This window comes from Paenarthrobacter sp. RAF54_2 (assembly GCF_052113945.1).
Lineage (GTDB): Bacteria > Actinomycetota > Actinomycetes > Actinomycetales > Micrococcaceae > Arthrobacter.
Window position 1 is genome coordinate 1 of sequence record NZ_JBFRDV010000015.1, and the last position, 20318, is coordinate 20318.

General features: G+C 59.3%; 15 protein-coding genes. 9 read left to right on the plus strand and 6 right to left on the minus strand.

What is annotated here, in order from left to right:
* Positions 1-275: 275 nt before the first annotated feature.
* A complete protein-coding gene (locus AB4Y87_RS15895) occupies positions 276-965 on the plus strand; it encodes an SDR family NAD(P)-dependent oxidoreductase (RefSeq protein WP_442005290.1) in 690 nt (229 codons plus the stop codon).
* Between the two features lie 1154 nt (positions 966-2119).
* Here AB4Y87_RS15895 and AB4Y87_RS15900 read toward each other — a convergent pair.
* Positions 2120-2995, minus strand: a complete 876-nt coding sequence (locus AB4Y87_RS15900; protein WP_442005446.1) for an IS5 family transposase — start codon at positions 2993-2995, stop codon at positions 2120-2122.
* 113 nt (positions 2996-3108) lie between these two features.
* Here AB4Y87_RS15900 and AB4Y87_RS15905 point away from each other — a divergent pair, with 113 nt between their 5' ends.
* The 4 genes from AB4Y87_RS15905 (at position 3109) to AB4Y87_RS15920 (ending at position 9666) form a co-directional block, all read left to right on the plus strand.
* A complete protein-coding gene (locus tag AB4Y87_RS15905; protein ID WP_442005291.1) occupies positions 3109-4503 on the plus strand; it encodes an ABC transporter substrate-binding protein in 1395 nt (464 codons plus the stop codon).
* 184 nt (positions 4504-4687) lie between these two features.
* Positions 4688-5254 carry a cupin domain-containing protein gene (locus AB4Y87_RS15910; RefSeq protein ID WP_442005292.1) on the plus strand — a complete coding sequence of 189 codons (567 nt, stop codon included), beginning with the start codon at positions 4688-4690 and terminating at the stop codon, positions 5252-5254.
* 414 nt (positions 5255-5668) lie between these two features.
* Positions 5669-7711: a hydantoinase/oxoprolinase family protein gene (locus AB4Y87_RS15915; protein WP_442005447.1), complete on the plus strand. Its 2043-nt coding sequence runs from the start codon at positions 5669-5671 to the stop codon at positions 7709-7711.
* Positions 7708-9666 (plus strand): hydantoinase B/oxoprolinase family protein, encoded by a 1959-nt coding sequence (locus tag AB4Y87_RS15920; protein ID WP_442005293.1) that lies wholly within the window; start codon positions 7708-7710, stop codon positions 9664-9666. The genes AB4Y87_RS15915 and AB4Y87_RS15920 overlap by 4 nt, the downstream gene beginning before the upstream one ends.
* Here AB4Y87_RS15920 and AB4Y87_RS15925 read toward each other — a convergent pair.
* From AB4Y87_RS15925 to AB4Y87_RS15935, 3 genes are all read right to left on the minus strand, one after another.
* Positions 9650-10270 carry a hypothetical protein gene (locus tag AB4Y87_RS15925; protein WP_442005294.1) on the minus strand — a complete coding sequence of 207 codons (621 nt, stop codon included), beginning with the start codon at positions 10268-10270 and terminating at the stop codon, positions 9650-9652. The genes AB4Y87_RS15920 and AB4Y87_RS15925 overlap by 17 nt on opposite strands.
* Before the next feature lie 122 nt (positions 10271-10392).
* Positions 10393-10650, minus strand: coding sequence for a helix-turn-helix domain-containing protein (locus AB4Y87_RS15930; protein ID WP_442005295.1), 258 nt, complete (start codon positions 10648-10650; stop codon positions 10393-10395).
* A gap of 39 nt (positions 10651-10689) precedes the next feature.
* On the minus strand, positions 10690-11460 hold the full coding sequence (locus tag AB4Y87_RS15935; RefSeq protein ID WP_442005296.1) for a hypothetical protein: 771 nt from the start codon (positions 11458-11460) through the stop codon (positions 10690-10692).
* A gap of 891 nt (positions 11461-12351) precedes the next feature.
* On the opposite strand from AB4Y87_RS15935, the gene AB4Y87_RS15940 reads away from it, so the two are divergent.
* The 4 genes from AB4Y87_RS15940 to AB4Y87_RS15955 all read left to right on the plus strand — a co-directional run bounded on the left by AB4Y87_RS15940 (position 12352) and on the right by AB4Y87_RS15955 (position 16363).
* Entirely contained in the window at positions 12352-12702 is a 351-nt protein-coding gene (locus tag AB4Y87_RS15940) for a DUF3846 domain-containing protein (RefSeq protein ID WP_442005297.1), read from the plus strand.
* 342 nt (positions 12703-13044) lie between these two features.
* The gene (locus tag AB4Y87_RS15945) at positions 13045-14373 is read left to right on the plus strand and encodes an ABC transporter substrate-binding protein (RefSeq protein WP_442005298.1); all 1329 of its coding nucleotides are present in this window, start codon (positions 13045-13047) and stop codon (positions 14371-14373) included.
* A 32-nt stretch (positions 14374-14405) separates the two neighbouring features.
* Entirely contained in the window at positions 14406-15404 is a 999-nt protein-coding gene (locus tag AB4Y87_RS15950; protein WP_442005299.1) for a carbohydrate ABC transporter permease, read from the plus strand.
* On the plus strand, positions 15401-16363 hold the full coding sequence (locus AB4Y87_RS15955) for a carbohydrate ABC transporter permease (RefSeq protein WP_442005300.1): 963 nt from the start codon (positions 15401-15403) through the stop codon (positions 16361-16363). The genes AB4Y87_RS15950 and AB4Y87_RS15955 overlap by 4 nt, the downstream gene beginning before the upstream one ends.
* A 37-nt stretch (positions 16364-16400) precedes the next feature.
* Here the strand turns inward: AB4Y87_RS15955 and AB4Y87_RS15960 are convergent, their stop codons facing one another.
* Entirely contained in the window at positions 16401-17738 is a 1338-nt protein-coding gene (locus AB4Y87_RS15960; RefSeq protein ID WP_442005301.1) for a haloacid dehalogenase-like hydrolase, read from the minus strand.
* A gap of 155 nt (positions 17739-17893) precedes the next feature.
* Positions 17894-20302: an ATP-binding cassette domain-containing protein gene (locus AB4Y87_RS15965; protein ID WP_442005302.1), complete on the minus strand. Its 2409-nt coding sequence runs from the start codon at positions 20300-20302 to the stop codon at positions 17894-17896.
* Between the last annotated feature and the right edge of the window lie 16 nt (positions 20303-20318).

The following is a 20318-nucleotide window of genomic DNA, read 5'->3' on the forward strand; positions in this document are numbered from 1 at the left end:
GGGAACGACCCTCTACGACCTCCTCGAATTCGGCTCCTATTCCGAGGTTGCGGTGCTTGCCCTGATAATGGCCGCCGTTTCGCTAGTCGGGCTCGGTCTTGCCTTCCTGCTAGGCGGCCGAGGCGCCCTGAAAGGCCTCTAGAGGGAGAGAAAGCAGGCCCTGAGGATTCCCACTGCCTCGGAGGAGGCCGCGTGTTCCCATTGTTGAGGGCATTGCTGACGCAAATCTGTCTCCTGAGGCATTCGTCCTCGCAACAACAGCGATTGGAAGCTCGATGACTGGTAACAATGGACGAATAGCTGTCGTCACCGGCGGGATGAGTGGGCTCGGTGAGGCCTTCACCGCTCGCTTGCGTCAGGACGGTATCACCGTCTACACGATCGACCTGAACCCGGAAGCGGACTACAGCCTCGATATCTCCGATTCCTCCGCTGTCGCGGATGCCGCTCGTCAGATCGGACCCGTTGACATTCTCGTTAACAGCGCAGGGAAGGAACGCTCCGGACCTTCGGTACTGGAAACCTCCGACGAGGACTGGGATCTCATGCTCCGCGTGAACGCCGCGGGTACGTTCTACGCCTGCCGTGCTTTCATCCCCGGGATGATCGACAAGGGTTGGGGTCGGGTCGTCAACATCGCCAGCATGGCTGGGAAAGAAGGCAATCCGTATAACGGTGCCTATTCGGCCAGCAAGGCTGCGGTGATCGCATTGACGAAATCGATCGCAAAAGAACTGGCAACCACGGGAGTCCTCGTCAACGCCGTGGCGCCCGCCGTGTTCGAGACTCCAATCCTCAAAGGAGCCGATCCGGACACGCTGAAAGCCGTGGCCCAAAAGATCCCGATGAACCGGATGGGCCGGCCAGAGGAGGCCGCCGAGCTGATCGCGTTCCTCTGCTCCGACCGGGCTAGCTTCTCCACGGGATTCACCTACGACCTTTCTGGCGGCCGCGCTACCTACTGAGGGTCGTCGATGCCACTCGGGGCAGTTCGTCAATCTAGTTGTACTGCCCAAGGAGGTTGCTTGAGGCCGTGTGACGACACGGCGTGAGATTTCCGGGATGAAGAAGGGCTCCCGGTGTGGAGTGGAGCTGTCTAAGAAACCGCTGCACATCTAGGAGGCCTTCGTGTCCCACGCTAACGCAATGTTGACCCTAAAGGCCCGTTTGAAAAAGGCCAGTTTGAAGCTCGCCCAATTGGTCGTTGACCACCATTGGACTCACCCTCCCTCCGCCGGTTGGGGTGATAGCGGCAGAGCCCGGCCTGTCGGGGTCGGAAATCGAGTGGGTCTTTAACGCAGTGATGACGGTGCCATCTCTGTCGGCTTGACGGCACGTGTGGGCGACATCTACGGGCATCGCAAGGTCCCTATTGCACTGAGCTTCCTAGCACAGGTGGGACGCGCCTTGGCTGCGACTGGTGGTGGCTTTTGGCCTCTCGTGGCAGGCCGATTCCTTTTGGGCTTGGCTGTTACCCTTCCTCTGAGCTGGGGGCTCCTGCGCCCACGGCTACCGCCCCTCAGATGCGAATTGATCCGTTAGGACTCTCATTCCTGGTTGGCAATCTTTACACCGATCGCACTCGTTGTCGGCGGCTTTATCGTTGGATTGGGATTGCCGTGGCAGAGCGTTTTCTGGCTGTACGCGGTGCTGCTGGTGCCTGCCCTTGTCTCATCTGAAACGCCCGCTGCTTCCGGTTATGTCTATGCCGATCATTATGTGCAAAATCCGTATGCCGGAGCCCAGCCTGAACATAGTCCGCGACCCCGACTCCGAGAGGCAATCTGGCGTACCCTGACGTCTCATCGAGTGACGGCCGTATCTGCTACAGCTGGTTCCGGCAGGACGACGGCGTGGTCGAGGCCCTTTTTGGTTGTGGTCGTTGGGTGGCTTGGGTGTCGCTGGACAATCAGACAAGTCCACAGGCAGACTACTGACCTACATCGAGGCCGCGCTGTCAGAGCCTTCAGGGGCAAGCAACGGGTTGGTCATTGAGGCCTATGCTGCGGGGCTCCCGCATACCCAGGTGGCCGGGTTGCTAGCAGGGCTCGCCGGTGGGGCGGATTGGACCTGAAACGCTTGCCTAACTCTCGGCGAGACTACTGATATTTTCCGGCGGCTAGGGTGTGTCTCCTAAAGCCGCCAGCCAGATGCTGACTGCTCTAAGAACAGCCCCGCCGCGGTAGGTGAGTGCGAGTTTGTCGTAGCGTGTTGCCAACGCGCGCCACTGCTTGAAGACGTTGAAGTTCCGTTCGACGACGTTCCTGCCTTTGTAGTCCTCTTTGTCGACGGCCGGTGGCCTGCCCCCGGTGGAGCCGCGTCGTTTTCGATGACCGATCTGATCGGATGGTTGCGGGATAACAGCCATTATGCCGCGGTCGCGGAGGTGGGTCCGGATCGCCCTGGAGGAGTATGCCTTGTCCCCTCGGACACGGTCCGGGCGGGTGCGTGGCCTGCCCGGGCCGCCGCGGTTGATCTTCAGCTGGCCCATCAGGTGGGTGAACATCGGCGCATCCCCGCCCTGACCGGGGGCCACCAGCAGCACTAACGGCCTGCCTTTACCATCGACGAGGGCGTGGATCTTGGTGCTCAAACCGCCGCGGGAACGGCCAATCGCATGATCGTTAGGTTCAGCAAACAGATTCATGTAATTCGACGGGGCCCCTGTGGTGCGGGGAAGGTTGGTGCCATGCTGGTGGGCGCGGTTCACCGTTGAGTCAACTGAGATCGACCAGTCCATTTCACCGCGGGCATCCGCCACCGTCAGCAGCCCGGCCAGGATCCTGTTCCATGTTCCGTCGCCGCTATAGCGGCGGTGACGCTTCCAGATCGTCTGCCACGGGCCGAACTCGGCTGGCATATCCCGCCAGGCGATCCCGCACCGATAGCGGTAAATGATGCCCTCCACGACGCGGCGGTCGTCCCGGGAGGGGCGACCCCCATCAGTCAAAACAGAAGTTCGAGACACCCATAAAGCATCCCGGATAACCAAGATCTAGGAGACACGCCCTAGGCCGCGCACCAGCAGACCTGCCGCAACGAGTTCGATCGGTGGACGGCTGGCCAGCGCGGGTGCTATGCGCCCCTGACACGTTTGACCCAAGCGTGGTGGCCGGTGTTGATCTGCTTCAGAATTTCCTAGCAAATCATTCCGTGCACCAGCAGGTAGGCCGGACGAACACCGAACCGATAGGAGGGCCAGCAGGCGAGGATCGCTCGCGGCTGCCTCTTGCACAAGTTCCACCCGCCTCCGAACGATCTGCCCGGCATCGTCGTTATCTTTTTCAAAAAGAAATTAAGTTTCCTTGCAATCGTATCCAAGTCTCCTATACGTTGATTTTGCCTAATGGGGGAGGCCGGATTCCCGAAGACGTGGATTCGAGTCCATTGTGGATGGAGGACATAGCTGTGAAAAAGACCAGGGCCGTAATGGTGCATGGATGCCTACTTGTCGCGGGAGGGCTGCTCGCGCTGACAGGATGCGCATCAGCAGGGGCCGGTTCTTCAACGAGCAATTCGGGCGCGAACCCGGCTGACGCGTCGAAAAAGATCATGGACCAGGCGGAATGGTCGAAGGTAGTGGACGCCGCCAACAAGGAGGGCGAGCTGACCATCTACGGTCTTCTCAGCCCAAGCATGTCCGATCCGCTCCCGGCGGCATTCCAGAAGGATTACCCGAATATCAAGTTGACCTATGTTCGCTCGAACCCGGCGGATATCACAGCGCGAGTCGACGCGGAGCTCGCCGCTGGGAACGTGGGTGCGGACGTTGTCGACATCCTGGATCATCTGACTTTCGATGGATACGCGAATAAGGGGGCTTTGCTGCCGCTCACCGTTCCGGCGCTGGGTGATCCAAAGGTCGATCGAGCGAACAATCAGCGCACCCCGTACGTGGTAACGATGGGCAGCACCGTCTACGCGTGGGCGTGGAACACGAAGTTGATGCCGAAGGGCATCAACTCCTGGCAGGACCTCTTGAACGTGGACCCGTCGCATCTGGGGGTGACAGACCCCTCGATCAGTCCGATCGTGGCCTCGGTACTCCAAACGACGGAAAAGCCCCAGACCGGTGGTTCGGCGTTCCTTGACAAGCTGACCTCAAAGGGCGCGGCGCGTAGCTATCCTGGCTCAAACCCAGAAATCGCGGCGATGGCCGCAGGGGAGATCTCCGCGACTATGCCCGTGCCCGCGGGGAACGTGGCGTCGGTCAAGGCGACCGGTGCGCCGGTCGACTACAAGGTTTACCCGAACGCCGGGAGCATTCCCAACGAGGTGGTGGTGTTGAAGGCGGGCAAGCACCCGAATGCAGCGCAGGTGTACGTGAATTGGCTCCTGGGCGAGGCCGGTCAGACGATTCTTGCCAAAGGCATGTTCCCCGTTCGCGAGGGTGTGCCCGGGCTGATTCAAACCAATGGAGCCACGCTGGAAGAGATCCCGCAGATCACGACCGACGAGGCCAAAGCATTCCAGCAGCGATGGAAGAAGCTACTCGGCCAGTAAGGCCCATTGCGACTCTAATAAACGGCGATGAAGACACTGATGAGAAGCAGAGCAAATCTCATGGAGTCGGAGCTAACGCTCAACTCTGCCGGTGACGGCATTGACAATAACTTCGCCGAGAAAGTCAATAGATAAGCTCCGTTTCAAGGTCCCACCAGACCAAGTACGAAGAAAGAGAATTCTCGTGGAAAACGCTGACGTAATTCGAAAAGTCAAGGCAGTGGTGACCGAAGTAGACGATGCGGGTATCTCCCGCTTTCGGTCGACCGACCTCATAGAGCCCGCATTCGTACGAACTCCGGTAGGGGATGGGAGCAAGGAACGGACGGGAATCTCGTGGCAGGTCTGGGGTACATCGGACGGTGTCCCGGTCTTCCAGGACCCAGCAGAACCAGTGGCCGGCACTAATTTTCCGGGTTCAGGGGGAACGCGTTTCTCGGTCTTTTCGATTCCTCCTGATTCGTCGGTTACTGATGTAGTCGACCGCCCGGACGAGTCGTCTGGCGACGCTTTAGGGGTTGCGGCTACGCACGAGACAGCGGGTGATGCGGCATTCCATACGTCGAACACCATCGACTACATCTTCGTCGTTGACGGAGAGATTGAGCTCGAGCTCGACGGCGGAAGGCGCGAGTTGCTGACCCGCGGCGACTGTCTGGTCCAACGCGGAACCCGCCACGCGTGGCGGAACGTCTCCACTGCGCCGGCGGTGATGGCGTGTGTCATTGTCGGCGTGGAGGGTGGTCGGTAATTGACAATTACTCTCCTTGTAACTCGCGCGCGTTGCATCCGTCCACGGACGGCTCACGCCCCGGACCTTCAACGCAGTCGTGAAGGACTCCACCGATTGGCGTCTGAAGTTCACCGGTTTTCGCCTGACAAGAGCATTTGCCAAGCTTCAAAAGAAGCACTGAATAGAGAGGAGCCGTGCAATGGTGCATTATCCGAGGCCGTCGAGTTTGACTGTGGAGCAAGCTCGTGAACCTGTCGCGGCGGTTTGTTCACACTGTCAAAGCACAGATATCCGTCGCTATCCGGTGACTTCGGAGGGCGGGTGGTTCCTCACAACCCGGTGCCAGGAGTGCTTGGCCGAGGTCGATCGTGAGAGGTGGACCATGTTTGGGCCACTTGAATTTTTCGCTGACCGAGTGGAGGCCCTTCGGTGATGTTCTCAGTGGACGTCGGCGGGACGTTTACAGATGTGGTTGCTGTCTCGGGGTCGGATATTCGGACCGTGAAAGTGTCGACCGATTACTCGGCTATCTACGACGCGGTAGTGGGCGGCGCGAAAGAGCTCGGGCTGGAGAATGGCACGATATTCAATCATGCGAGTACGCATGGTCTCAATGCTGTTATCACCCGCAAGCTACCGAAGATCGGCGTGCTAGCAACCGTAGGGCACCGCGACACACTCGACCACGGCTCGGTCTTCCGCCCCATGAAGGCGCTGCTGGACCCGAACTGGCGACGTGAGTTCGGAGATGCGCGCCGTCCGCTGGTTGAGCGTTACCTGCGCCGGACCATTCACGAGCGGATCAAAGCAGACGGCTCGGTGTTGTTCAGGCTGGACGAAGATCAGGCGCGTGCCGAGATCAATGTGCTCGCCAAATGCAATGTTGAAGGCGTGGCTATCATGCTGATGAACTCCTACGTGAACGACACGAATGAGCTACGGCTCCGTGAGCTCGTGCGTGAAATTCTAGGTGACATTCCTGTGTCCATCTCGAGCGAGGTCTCGCCCATCGCGCACGAATACGCGCGGGCTTCGACGACGACGATCGATGCTTGTATGAAGATTCTTTTTTCGGACTACATTGAAAAGCTAGAGGGTGGCCTGAGTAAAGCGGGATTTAACGGCGCGCTCAATTTCGCCGATTGCGCGGCGACACTTGTTCCAGCAGACAGAGCTCTGATCCAACCGTTCCGGATCGTCTTCGCCGGTCCAGCTGCAGGGACAGTCGCGAGTGCCGATTTTGGCCGAATGATCGGTGAGCAGGATCTGCTGTGTTCCGATGTCGGCGGTACGTCATGCGACATTTCGCTGGTGACAAACGGCGCCCCGTACTTGAGCACGACGTTTGAGTTGGAGCATGATCTCGTCGTCAGTGCCTTGGCCAACGATGTCACCTCCGTCGGGGCCGGCGGCGGCAGCATCGTTCAGATTGGATCGTCGGGCGAGCTGCAGGTCGGGCCGGATAGCGCTGGTTCAACGCCTGGCCCGGCATGCTACGGCAAGGGGGGAACTCAGCCGACGACGACGGACACATGCCTATTGGCCGGCATCATCGAACCCGCTGGGTTTGCCGACGGCAGGATTGCTCTCGATATCGACAAGTCGCGGGAAGCGTTCGAGGCACTGGACACTGACTTCACGTATCAGGAGCGAGTTCGCTACGCGTACGAACTTGGTCTCCATAACCTCGCGGAGGCGATGACGAACGTTGCCATCAAGAACGGCATCGACCCCCGCGAGTACTCTCTTATGGCGTACGGCGCGGCTGGTCCGATGCTGCTTCCGGCAACACTGGACCTCGTGCACGCCAAGTCCGTGATCGTGCCCCCGCACCCCGGATTGTTCTCCGCGCTCGGGCTCCTGGCCGCAGAGCAGGTCTACACGAGCAACCGTGGCGCTTACACGTTCCTCGTGCCTGAGAACGCCGCTAAGATCGATGCCATCTACGCCGATATGGAGCAGGCTCTTCTGGAATCCCTCGACACCGATCGCGAGGTCACCATCGTCCGGTCGCTCGATGCACGACTAGCGGGCCAAGAGTTCGACATGCCGTTCATCGAGGTTCCGGACGGGTTGGTCGACGCAGATGCGATAGCAGCGATTATTCGAAACTTTCACGATACCTATTTCGCGCGGACCGGCAGCAGGTTCGAAGCTTTCGCTGTTGAAGGTGTGACGTATCGGATCCAGGCAACGGTGGCATCCGAGAAGGTCGAGTACCCCCAGCTTCCGGCTCGTGGTGCCCAGCCTTTGAGCCCCGTGCGGAGTACCACAATCCAGCTCATTGTGGACACGCCTGTACAGGTGCCTGTGTACAACCGGCTCGATCTGTGCGCTGGGGACCGCATTGAGGGTCCGGCGATCGTGTCCGAAAAGCTATCCACTACCCATATCACGGCTGGTCAGCGCGTGGATGTCGGGCTCCACGGTGAGCTCGTCATCACATCCCCGGCGTCGAGAGGAGAACAGAAGTGACCATCACCAATGAGCAGCCGTCTGGCACCGTGCACGAGACATTCCTCCGCGCTCTGACCAACGAGGAATTCGTTGAGAGGTACGGAGCTGACAGGTTCACTACCTCCCTTCTGAACACAAAATCTACGTATGCCGTGCAAAATATGGCGACGGCTTTCCGGCGGCAGGCCTTCTCTCCGATAGTTTCGCTCGTATACGACTTCTCCTGTGTCATTGTTGGGCCTCGCGAGGTCGACTATGCGATGGGTGCCATTAGTGACGGTTTGCCTACCTTCATCGGTGCAATGACGGAGTCTGTACGCAACACCGTCGAAGAATATGGATACGACGACCTGCGCGAAGGTGACATCCTCGTCGGTAATGACCCGTACAGGATCGGCGGGCACGTCAATGACCTGTGCTTCATCAAGCCGATCTTCGTTGACGACACGATTGTTTCGTTCGTCGCGATGAAGGTGCACCAGCTCGATTTCGGCGGCGTCACGCCCGGGGGATTCAGCGCTTCAAAGCGAAGCACTTACGAAGATGGGCTTGTCCTTCCGCCGATGCTGATGTGGTCGCAAGGTAAGGCGGTTCGGCAGACGTTCTCGCTGCTGTTCGACAACACCAGGTGGGCAGAATTAATCCTTCCCGACTTATTTGCGACACAAACGCAGTTAGGGTTCGGAGAGAGGATGATCCTGGAAATTATCGACCGTTATGGTCTCGAACCATATCTGGGATCCATTCGATATGCGACTGATGCTTCCGCAGAGAGGATGGCCGAAGCCATCGCCGACCTTCCCGACGGCGACTACACGGGATCGTCTGTCGTCGACGCGGACGGCGTCGATGAAACGGAAACGTATGCGATCAAGGTAGCGCTGCGCGTGCGGGGTTCAAAAATTGAGGCGGACCTGTCAGGAACCTCTCGGCAGGCACGCACGGGAATTAACTGCACGTTTATCGACGCTAAGAATGCGATCGGGTGTGGACTCAGCATGCTCCTCTCCCCGGGCATCGCATTCACCTCGGGCAATTGGCGCAACATCGACGTGGTTTGCCCTCCTGGTTCGATCGTTTCTGCCATGCCGCCCGACGGGGCAGTAACAATGTACTTCTATGCAACTGCCTCGCTTCTGAGTGCTGTGAGCAACGCGCTAGCGGATGCACTCGGTCCTCGGGCGGTGGGCGGAGACCTCGGCCGGAATGTACATAACACCGTCGGCGTGCGGCCCGATGGGAGCCAGTGGTCGACCGTCGGGGCATTCGGGGGAGAACAGGGCCCTTGGGGGGCGTCGGAGGTAGGCGATGGAGAAAACTACATCATCTCGATACTCGCCAACATTTCGTCCCTGGGGTTTGAGCCCATCGAGGCGAGTGTGCCGGTCGTGGCGCTGTCTAACCAAGCTGTCATCGATTCCGGCGGTCCTGGATATCACCGCGGGGGCATGGCGATGTCGCGCGACTCGCTGTGGCTCACGGACAGCACGCATTTTCCGTGTCCGGTGACGTTGACGGGGTCAGGCGGTTTCGGTGTTAACGGCGGAAAGGCCGGAATAACCGGAGCAGCCTGGACCTTCGCGCCGACAGTCGCCGCTATCGCGGAGCGACAGCAACTGCTCTCGCATAGCGCCGAAACTCTAACGTCCTCCGATCCGATCGCCGGTGTCCTCGACCCGGACACCAAACTGCAGGATGGGAAAGACGGCAAGTACTTCTACTTCGGTAGCCGACCGACGTGGGACCTGCCAGCCGGATCCGTGCTCCGCAGCATGACAAACGGGGGCGGCGGATGGGGCGACCCCTTCACTCGTGAAGAAGAACGGGTTCTCGCCGACGTGCGCAACGGGTATGTGAGCATCGTCGGGGCGGCGCGTGACTACGGCGTCGTCGTGGTCGGAGATCCCGAGACCGACCCTGAAGGTCTCACGGTTGATGTCGATGCGACAGTAAGGCTCAGAGAACGCAGTTGATCGCCAGGGATGGACTGGCGGGTAATCGGCTCGGGTAAGGGACCGTGCCTTCCTGGGCTTGCCATTGCGCGGAGGCGTTTGAGGTGGTGCCAGCGGGCGAACCGTTCGATTGACGCCTGGATTGGCGGTCCCGGTCCGGGAGCATGCCGTGATGGACGAGCATTTCCCGGAGGTACTCCACTGACCGTGACGCGGGAAGAGCATCAAAAGACTCGTGAGTGAGCGCGATGCTGCGTGTGCCGAGACTCGTGAGGAGTTCGTTGGCGTTGGCCCCGCGCATCCAGGTGTAGACGCTCTCGGGCCTCGCTGCGGCCGCGAGCACTCCGATGAGGCGTTTGAGGCTCAAGTCCGGGGGAGTGTGGGGGTGGAGCAGGGCTTCCAGGTCGGTTCGGAGGACGCAGCGGATGCAGTGGCCGGCGCGGAATCTTTCGGTTTCGGTGGCGCAGCCCTCGCAGGTCATATGGGTGGTGACCCTGCAGATGTCGGTGCCGTCGGTGGCTTTGCCGCGAAGGAGCCTTTCTTTACCGCAGCCGGAGCAGGATCCGAGGTTGCGCAGTGCGGTGGTGAAGTAGATCCCACAGATGGCGCCGTCGGGCCCGGTCACGCGGATCTTTGCGACCATCCGCCCGCATCGGTCGCACCGGTGGTCGCCCTCGGATCGGGGCGGTCCGCGGCTGACAGGCTTAGTCGTCGTCAAGGAGCCGGGCCCTGACGGGTTTGTAGGCGTCAGCGAACCGGACGACGTTCTCCCCGGAGGTGGCGGCCTGCTTCTGTTGTTTGGACCTCGCATCGGCGGCCGTGAAGGTGAACAGCTTCGTTCGCTTCGACGCCGAAGACGTCGCAGAGGGCGGCCAGGAGCTGGAACGAGATCCGTTCGGGGTTTTGGCTGACCATGCGGTAGATCTGCGACTCGGAGAGGGTGATACCGCGTTCCCGTAGCGGTTCCACGAGTTCGCGGGTGTTGCGCATGCCGTGCCGGGCCATGATTTTCCCGTGCCCGCCACCAGTATTCGATGTCCCGTTTCATTCTCTTTCCTCCTTCGGCCTGACGGCCTTCTCGATCATGTCCTCGAGCACGCGGCCGAGTTCGTCGATGTAGTCGCGGAAGCGGCGGTGCAGGTTGGACTTGGGAACCGGCAGTCCGTTGGCGGTGGGGAAGATTTCTGACACGGCCGGGGCAAGCCAAGGCAGTCCGGTCCTGATCCAGGTGTCGAGGACGGCGGGGGACCAGTCAAAGACCGTCAGTACGGAGCGTCGCTTGGGCGGTGAGCCGCGTTGTGCTTTGCCGTCTCGGACCTGTAGGACACCGAACTCGCCGAATTGCGGGGCCCATCGGTTTCGGGAAAAGTCCACGGTCTGCAGGTGGGTGACCTCGTTGGCCCGCAGCCCCCAGGCGTAGGCGGTCTTGAACACTGTGGCGTCCCGGTACGCGGCGACGGCGCCCTTGCGCCCGGAGACCAAGACCCGTTCAACCTCAAGGTTGGCCAGGTCGAAGAAGCCTTGCAGCTCGGCCCGGGTGAAGGGTCGTTTGGCCGGTGCCTGTTCATTGTTCTGGGCATGCCGGACGCGGTTGAATTCGGTGATGATCTGGGCGGGGGAGCGGCCGAACCCCTGGAGGCAGACCCGGTCCCATTCATAGACAGGATCAGTCAAAAAGTCGCAGAACACCTCCAGATGGGTCTGGTAGGCCCGGATGGTGGCGAACGCCAGATTCAGGATGGAGCGCTCGTGGGCGAAGAACTCATCGGCGTCGCCGACGGTCCAGTCCCAGGGAAAATGCCCGGTGTGATCCACGAACCGGCGGACCAAGCTCTCACGTCCACGGATCGTGCCGGCCGTGAAGTTCCGTGCCAGCGATAATGCTCTTAGGATGCATAAAATGCGAATCCGGGTCAACGAAACCCGAGAAATCCGGGGAATTATCTGGCTGCACGGTACCTCGAACCCGTCGACCGCTCATGTGCCGGACTGACGCCGGGCGCATCGACGAACAGGCCCCGATCGCAGTAATGGCGCGGATTCCAATGTCTAGGCAGTCGAAACCGGGGAGTGCGTATCACCGGGTCCTAATCTGCAAAATCTGCAATTGGATCACTTCGACTTTACATAATGTAGATTATCGGCGTTACAAATACGGGAGTAGAAGGGGCTTACCTGCATCAAGCCGGACTGACGGCGCGCTGCCACTATCAGGCCGGCGATGTCCGTGCGCTCGGGCGGCAATGTCGGCTCCTGGGATGTTGAGGCCTGCGGCAATTCCTCGAAAGTCTTGTCTGGACGTAGCTTGCAGAAATATCCGCCAAACCGCGGACTGGCTTTAAAAATTAAAGTCGGTATGGTGATTGCTAGATAGCGTTCAGAAAGGCGTGATTCCTGTGGCCGGTAAGTCCCCCAGAAATGTTAGTGCCAAAAAATCGGGAAAATCAATTCTTGAAAAAAGAGCCGCGAAAAAGGCAAAAATTGATACCAGTGAAAATCTCTTCCAAAAGCCGCGTAAAAACCAAAGGTGACGCGTCGCGCTTAGGGTCAGTGTTGATAGTGAATCTGGCACACGGGTACGACGCGGTCTAAATCGCGGGCAAGTCTATGTAAAAGTTTGCCCCGAGCGGTCACTTGGTCATTCCCAGGAGAGACGGGTTTGCAGCCGTGGGAGTGCCTGCCGCCCAGACATGGAAGGGATGAATTATGTATCGGAAACGCAATGCCCTGATTATCCCAGCTCCTCTCAGGCAGCCCGTCCGCGTCGAAAGAATCGATGCGGCCCTGCTCACCATGCAGGGGCTGGTTGAAGGAAGCGTTGAAGCAATTACCTGGAACGATTGGCACGTCTATCTTAACGACGAGGCAGGGTTTATTCCCCTGCCAATGAATGCCCGGGCAGAGGTGTTGCTGCGCGAAGCAGGCTTGGAGATTGAACAGCCCGTCAGTGGGACCGCCGTTCTACTTGGCCATGACGACCACGGCGAGGATGTAGATGCACCCCCTCACATGCTCCGGCTGGCCGAGCAACTTTTCGATGCAGCTCTTGCCGCGTAGCCAAAAGAGCTAGCCGCCGCTTCGAAGTCGATCAATGGCTAACGGCCCCTACGGATGGAACACCATCCGTAGGGGCCGTTCTGGTGGGTCCAGACAAGCTCACTGGTCACACTCCCACCAGTAAGCCTTCTTAGCCAAAAGCGTCCGCTACTCCCCCAGCATTCGGTCCCTGGTTATCAGCAACAGCGCGCCGTTAAGCCGTTGTTAGCGCTAACGCGTTGACAATGTGGCCTTCATCACTCATGCTTGGGATAACGATTTCCTGTCCAGTTCGCCCTCGGCACAGTCACGTGGGGAACGGGCCCTTTCCCCACGTTTCGTACCACCTCAAAGGAGAGACATATGAAGTTCACACACCGCAGGCGGGTCACTTTGAGTGCTGCCGTCCTAGCCTCAGCCGCATTACTTTCGGCATGCGGCGGGGGCGCTGCCTCACCGGCAGCCCCAGCGGCCCGGTCGGGCCCGGTCACGATTGACGTGTGGGGTTGGAATGCCGAAACGGGTAAGCAGATAGCGGACGCGTTCAACGCCGCACAGAGCGATGTTAAGGTCAACTACGTTCTCCAGGCCTCCAACACCGCTACCCAAACAAATTTCCGGAATGCCATGGAAGCCAAGAGCGATGTTCCATGCCTGGTTCAGGGTTTCGCGCCGTTGACCACGATGGTGGTCAACGGCTGGGCCCAGGACATCACTGATGCTGTCACTCCTACCGAGGACATCTACAACGACGGTGCCAAGGCCGCGGCTAAGGTGAATGACCGCTACTACGGTCTTCCCTCCGGATCTGACGGGCAGTTCATGATCGTCAACAAGGACACGTACGACAAGTACGGAGTGAAGATACCCACCACATGGCAGGAATTCGTGGACGCCGGCAAAATCTTCAAAGCCAACGGCGTTGACGTCACCAACCTCGCCGGTGAGGACCCGAGTACCCTGATGAACCTGGCCCAGCAGGGCGGCGCGGAGTGGTTCGCGATAGACGGGGACAAATGGAAGGTCAACTTTACCGACAAGGCCACGATGGCGGCGGCCGACATCGTCCAGCAACTTATCGACAACGACTTCGTCTCAAATCAGACCTATAAGGATAGGCCTGCCCTGTACTCGTACTTCGACTCAGGCAAGATGGCCTCCACAACCACGCAATGGTGGTCGCTAACTGGCTACAAAACGAACTTTCCCGCCACGTCAGGCCACTGGGAGGCAGTGGAGATCCCGCAATTCAGTTCCGACAAGAAGGCTACTCCAGGCCGATCGACTCCAAGCTTTGTCCCCGTTGGCTGCGACTCCCCCGAAGCTGTGGTCAAGTACGCCGACTGGCTAGCCACGCCCGAAGGTATCCAGGCGGGCAAGAACCCCAAGACTGGTTCCGTAGGCTTGCCCTCCTCCCTGAAGGACCCGTCCCCGTACGTCAAGGATGTCATCCCTAAAGGCTTCTTCGTCGACGACACCAAAGCTGCAGAAGTCATGGTGGAGGCCCAGAAGGCTACGGTCGGCAAATTCGAACTGGGACCGAACTACGACGCATGGTTCCCGGAATTGCAGGATCAATGGGGCAAGGCCGTGGCCGGGCAGATCAAGTTGAGCGAAGCACTGAAGAATGTCCAGAACTTCGTGACCTCGGACCTGGAAAAGAAGGGCATCTCATTCACCACCGGCAGCTAACGGCTGCGGTGCATTGAGAGCAGGAGGACTTCATGACAGCAACTATCCAGGCAGCAACCAAGCGACGCCGGTCCCCTCGTGGAAACACGACCCGGAAGAAAAACAGCGGTGGAACGGGCGGGCCAGCCCTTCGGGCACGATCCGGGTGGCGCGTAAAGCAAGACCTGAAAGGTGCGTCCCTTAGTCTGCCTTTCCTCCTCGGGTTTGCTTTATTTACCCTCATTCCAGTCGCGATGGCACTCAAGGAAAGCGTTTTTGCGACCAAGACGTCCGGGCTCGGCTTCGGCAAGGCAACGTCAACCTTTGTTGGCTTTGACAACTTTGCCGAAGCCCTCGCGGACACGTCCTTCTGGGCTGGAATGTTTCGCGTGTTCATCTACGCGGTCATCGTCGTTCCGCTTGGCCAGTTGGCCAGCCTCGCGATGGCTTTGGTGCTCGACGGCGTCCGGCGGCGGGTGGCGGCGCGGTTCAGGATCGTGCTGCTGCTCCCCTACATGGTTCCAGGGCTGGTGGCCACCATGGTCTGGATTTTTCTCTACAGCCCCGTTGTCGGACCACTGAGTGATCTCCTCCAGGTGTTCGGGGTCCAGGTAAATTTCTTCGCCGGCAACACCATATGGTCCTCAATCGGGAACCTGGCAATCTGGGGCGGCATCGGGTTCAACATGCTCATCATGTACGGCTCCCTTCAGTCAATCCCCCATGAAATTTTTGAAGCCGCCCGGATCGACGGCGCCGGCGAACTGCGAATCGCCATGGACATTAAGGTGCCGTTCCTTCGGGGCTCCCTCGTTCTGACAAGCCTGCTGGCAATCATCGGAACGCTCCAGATCTTCAACGAGCCGCTTCTCTTCCGAGCCGTGACTCCGGAGACCATAACCAAGGACTTCACGCCCGCCATGATGATCTACAACCAGGCCTTCCAAGTGGGAAACATCAACTACGCCACGGCGCTCTCAATCGTGCTGGGAGTCGTGGTGGGCATCGTTTCGACCATCATTTACCGTTTTACGAACAGGATCGAGTCATGACCCAGGCATCATTGCGGCCCGCGGTGAGCGGGACAGTCCCTGAAGGAGTAGACGCGTCCCACACTGCTCGTTTCCCCCGCAAGCGGAGGCGAAATCCAAATGTACAGCGATCCGCGAACGAGGCTGTKGGAGTCTCCCGCTGGGTCATGCTGGGAATTCTGGCTTTCCTGGCCGTCTACTCTGCGGGCCCGCTGTGGTGGCTTATCGTGGCATCGACGAAGTCCAAAGAAGAGCTGTACACAACCAATGGCATGTGGTTTGGGGAATTCAGTCTCCTGGACAACCTCTCGGACCTTTTCACTTATCAGGACGGCATCTTCGCCCGATGGCTCTGGAACACCGTGGTCTATGCCACGCTGGGCTCAGTCGGGTTGACGTTGGTTGCCTTGGCAGCGGGTTATGCCATCGCCAAGTACCGCTATTTAGGGCGAGGGTTCACCATGGGCCTCATTATCGCTTCGTTCCTCATTCCCGGAACCCTCATGATCGTCCCCTCCTTTGTGCTCTTCACGCAGATGGGTATCTACGACACGATCTGGGCAATGATCCTCCCCGGTATGTTCGGCTCGTTTTCCGTCTACTTGGCGAAGGTATACGCCGAGGGAGCAGTCCCCAGTGAGCTCATGGAGGCAGCCAGGATCGACGGAGCTGGTGAATACAGGATCTTCTTCTCCCTCGGTCTCAGACTCATGACAACTGCAGGCGCAACAATATTTCTCCTTCACTTTGTGGCTTCCTGGAACACGTTCATGTGGCCTCTGGTCTTCCTCAAGGGCGCAGACAAATGGCCTGTCATGCTCGGACTCTATTCATGGCTCGAGCGCGGAACTGACAGTCAGTATGACCTGACCGGTCTCGTGATCACAGGATCACTCATCTCCACGATTCCCATGATCGTCCTCATGATCGCCATGCAACGCTATTGGCGCTCAGGCGTGACCATGGGAAGCCTGAAGTAGGAGCCTTCGCGACAGAAGCGGCTACCAGGAAATCCCCTCAGTGGACACGGTCCGCCTGATCCGGAATGAGGCTGCCGTCCCCGCGCATCACCGGCCCCTTGCTGCTGTCCGGGTTGGTGTACGCCTTGGTGGTGCATGGATACGGCTCACTACGCTGTGGTTTGGGGTCGATGAACATTGGCGTGATCAACCACTTGCCGTCCTCGTTGTCGTACGCGCGGCACATGATTTCGGCATTGTTCCGGTTCACCACCAGCCTGGCTTCGGTGGCGTCGCCAACGAAGGTTACGTCTGTGCCGGAGTCACCGGCGGCCAGGATCTGGCGGCGTTCGGCAGGCAGCTGCTCAAAGGCTGAAGGACCCTCGACGCCGAAGATCACCTGATTGGCCCAGCAACGTTTTCCTTCGATGTAGGTCATGACGGAATCTTCGCCGTCGGGTATTCCGCCGCAGCCTTTCAGGTGGGACGTTTGGATGCCGTCCTCGTAGACGCTGCGGACGCCCACGACATGCCCGGCGTCGATGCCGACGTCGCCGGCCCAGGCCTTGACCACCGGCTCCGGCGATGCGGACACCACCCAGGCTTCGAAGCCGTGTGCCTGAAGGACACCGATGAGGTCCTTCATCTGTGGGTAGATCCGGATGTAACCATCCACCTGCTGGCTTCCAACCATCTGCATGCTGCCTTGTGCTGCGGACAGATTCTCCTGCTTCATCGCGAGGGCGAACTGGCCGAGTTGCTCCTCGGTATATCCTGCAGAGAGAGCCGTACCCCAGGCGTAGGCGCCTATGAGGTGGCGGGCATTGAAGCCCTCAAATGCCGGTTCGCCGGAACGTGTCTTGTCCTCAAGGATGGCGAGGATTTCATCGGCGCAGTCAATGTTGCTGCTGGTCTTGAGAGGTTGGCCTGCGGGAGTGTCAGTGCCGCAGGCCGCTGTCAGCGCCTTCGCTGCCGCATCTGTAAGGTAGCGGTTTGTGCTTTTCCAGTCCTTGTTCGCCGGTTGCAGGACTTTGTCGTGCCGCAGCATCCAAAAGTTCGTGCCATAGCCGATGTCGTTCTTCACCACGGTGTTGTCCCAGTCAAAGATCGCCACTGGAGCTTGGTCTCCGCGGGATGTTCCGGTGCAACTGCTGTGGGCGTCGATGGTTTTTTGTAGTTGTTCCCGGACCTCATCCGGCCACGTCAGTTTGGCGTCAAGTTGGCGGCACTCGGCTGCTGGCTCAATGCCGGTTGCGAGTGGCGTGGCGCACGACGTGGCCGACATGAGGATCGCCACTGCCGCCACAGTGGTCGCAAACCGGAAATGGTGCTTCCGGCGAGATTCCTTCGCGTGGGTGTTGTCACCCTTGACCAAGCCTGACGAAAATGTGGACATGCTTCCCCCTGCGCTCAAGATCTTTAATGGTCTATAAATAGTCCAAATCTTGAGTAAGTGTGGGTCACATCACAGGGAACGGTCAAGGAATCCCGTAAAAAAAGCTTAGAGAAGCGGCTATAGACGGCTTCGCAACAAGCTGGATTGGCGTCTTTTCAGGCCAATCGAGTATCAAGCCCGACGTAAGCCGCCAGGTGCTTGCCGGTCAGCGTCGAGCGGTCAGCCACCAAGTCAGCTGGCGTGCCAGAGAAAACAATTTTGCCGCCGTCGTGTCCGGCGCCGGGACCGAGGTCGATGATCCAGTCGGCATGTGCCATGACGGCCTGGTGATGTTCGATGACAATGACTGACTTTCCTGACTCCACCAATCGATCCAGCATCCCGAGCAGATTCTGGACGTCGGCCAGGTGAAGGCCTGTGGTCGGCTCGTCCAGGATGTAGATGTCGCCCTTCTCCGACATTTGCGTGGCAAGCTTGAGCCGCTGGCGTTCTCCACCGGATAGCGTGGTGAGCGGCTGGCCAAGCGTCAGGTAACCGAGTCCGACGTCGGCAAGGCGGTCCAGGATCTTGTGGGCGGCCGGTGTGCGTGCTTCGCCTTCGCTGAAGAAGATCCCAGCCTCGTTGACAGACATTGCAAGCACGTCTGCAATATTGCGGCCACCAAGCCTGTACTCCAGTACGGATGCCTGGAAGCGCTTGCCTTCACATTCCTCGCATGTTGACTCCACAGTGGCCATGACGCCCAGGTCCGTGTAGATGACCCCGGCGCCGTTGCAGGTGGGGCAAGCGCCCTCGGAATTGGAGCTGAAAAGTGCCGGTTTCACGTTGTTGGCCTTGGCGAATGCCTTGCGGATGGGCTCAAGGAGTCCGGTGTAGGTTGCGGGATTGCTCCGGCGGGAACCCCGGATGGCACCTTGGTCGATCACCAGGACGCCGTCACGTTTGGCTACGGACCCGTGAATGAGCGAGCTCTTGCCCGATCCGGCCACCCCGGTGAGCACACACAGCACGCCCAATGGAATATCAACATCCACGTTTTGAAGGTTGTTGGTGGAGGCGCCACGGACTTCAAGAGTGCCGGAGGCGGAACGTACCTGCTCCTTAATGGATGCGCGATCGTCGAGGTGGCGTCCAGTGATGGTGTCGCTCCCCCGCAGCCCGTCCAGATCGCCTTCGAAACAGACGGTGCCGCCGCCTGTGCCCGCGCCGGGACCCAGATCCACCACGTGGTCAGCGATCGCAATCGTTTCAGGCTTGTGCTCGACTACCAGGACAGTGTTGCCTTTATCCCGCAACTGCAGCAGCAACTGATTCATGCGCTCGATGTCATGCGGGTGCAACCCTATGGTTGGCTCGTCGAAGACGTACGTGATGTCAGTCAGGGATGAGCCCAGATGCCGGATCATCTTGGTTCGCTGCGCCTCTCCCCCGGATAATGTACCGGCAGGCCGATCGAGGGAAAGATATCCGAGGCCTATCCCGGCGAAGGAGTCCAGAAGGTGCTGTAGTCCCTTGAGAAGCGGCGCCACTGAAGGCTCATTGATTTCACGGATCCACAAAGCAAGGTCACTGATCTGCATCTTGCACACATCCGCAATGCTCTTGCCGCTGATTTTGGAAGAACGTGCCTCCGGGCTCAACCTGGTGCCTTCACACTCCGGACAGGTGGTGAAAGTGATGGCCCGCTCCACGAAGGCGCGGATGTGTGGTTGAAGTGCGTCAACGTCCTTTGAGAGTATCGATTTCTGGATTTTGGGGATGACACCTTCGTAGGTGAGGTTGATGCCTTCGACCTTGATTTTGGTGGGTTCCCGGTACAGGAGGTCGTGGAGCTCCTTCTTGGTGAACTTGGCAATTGGCTTGTCCATATTGAAGTAGCCTGATCCGCTGAAGATCCGGCCATACCAGCCATCCATCGTGTACCCCGGAATCGTGAGCGCGCCCTCGTTCAAGGACTTGCTGTCGTCGTAGAGCGCGGTGAGATCGAAATCGTTGACCGAGCCCATTCCCTCACAGCGTGAGCACATGCCGCCGAGGCGGTTGAAGCTGGCCTTCTCCGTCTTGGTTTTGCCCTCGCCGCGGTCGACGGTGATGGCCCCGCTGGCCTTAACGGTGGGCACGTTGAATGAGTACGCGTTCGACGACCCGATGTGGGGCTGCCCGAGCCGGCTGTAGAGAATGCGGAGCATGGCATTGGCATCTGTCGCAGTGCCCACGGTTGAGCGCGGATTCGAGCCCATCCTCTCCTGGTCCACGATGATGGCCGTTGTCAGGCCTTCCAGCATGTCCACATCCGGCCGTGACAACGAAGGCATGAAGCCCTGAACAAAAGCGCTGTATGTCTCATTGATCATCCGCTGGGATTCTGCGGCGATGGTTGCAAAGACCAAAGAACTCTTGCCCGAGCCGGAGACACCCGTGAACACAGTGAGACGACGTTTGGGGATCTCTACGCTGATGTCCTTGAGGTTGTTCTCGCGCGCACCCTGCACCCGAATGAGGTCGTGGGTGTCTGCTACGTGCGACGCAGCAGACTGCGTGTCGGTGCTCGTGGCAATGCTCATGATTTCTCCATCTTTA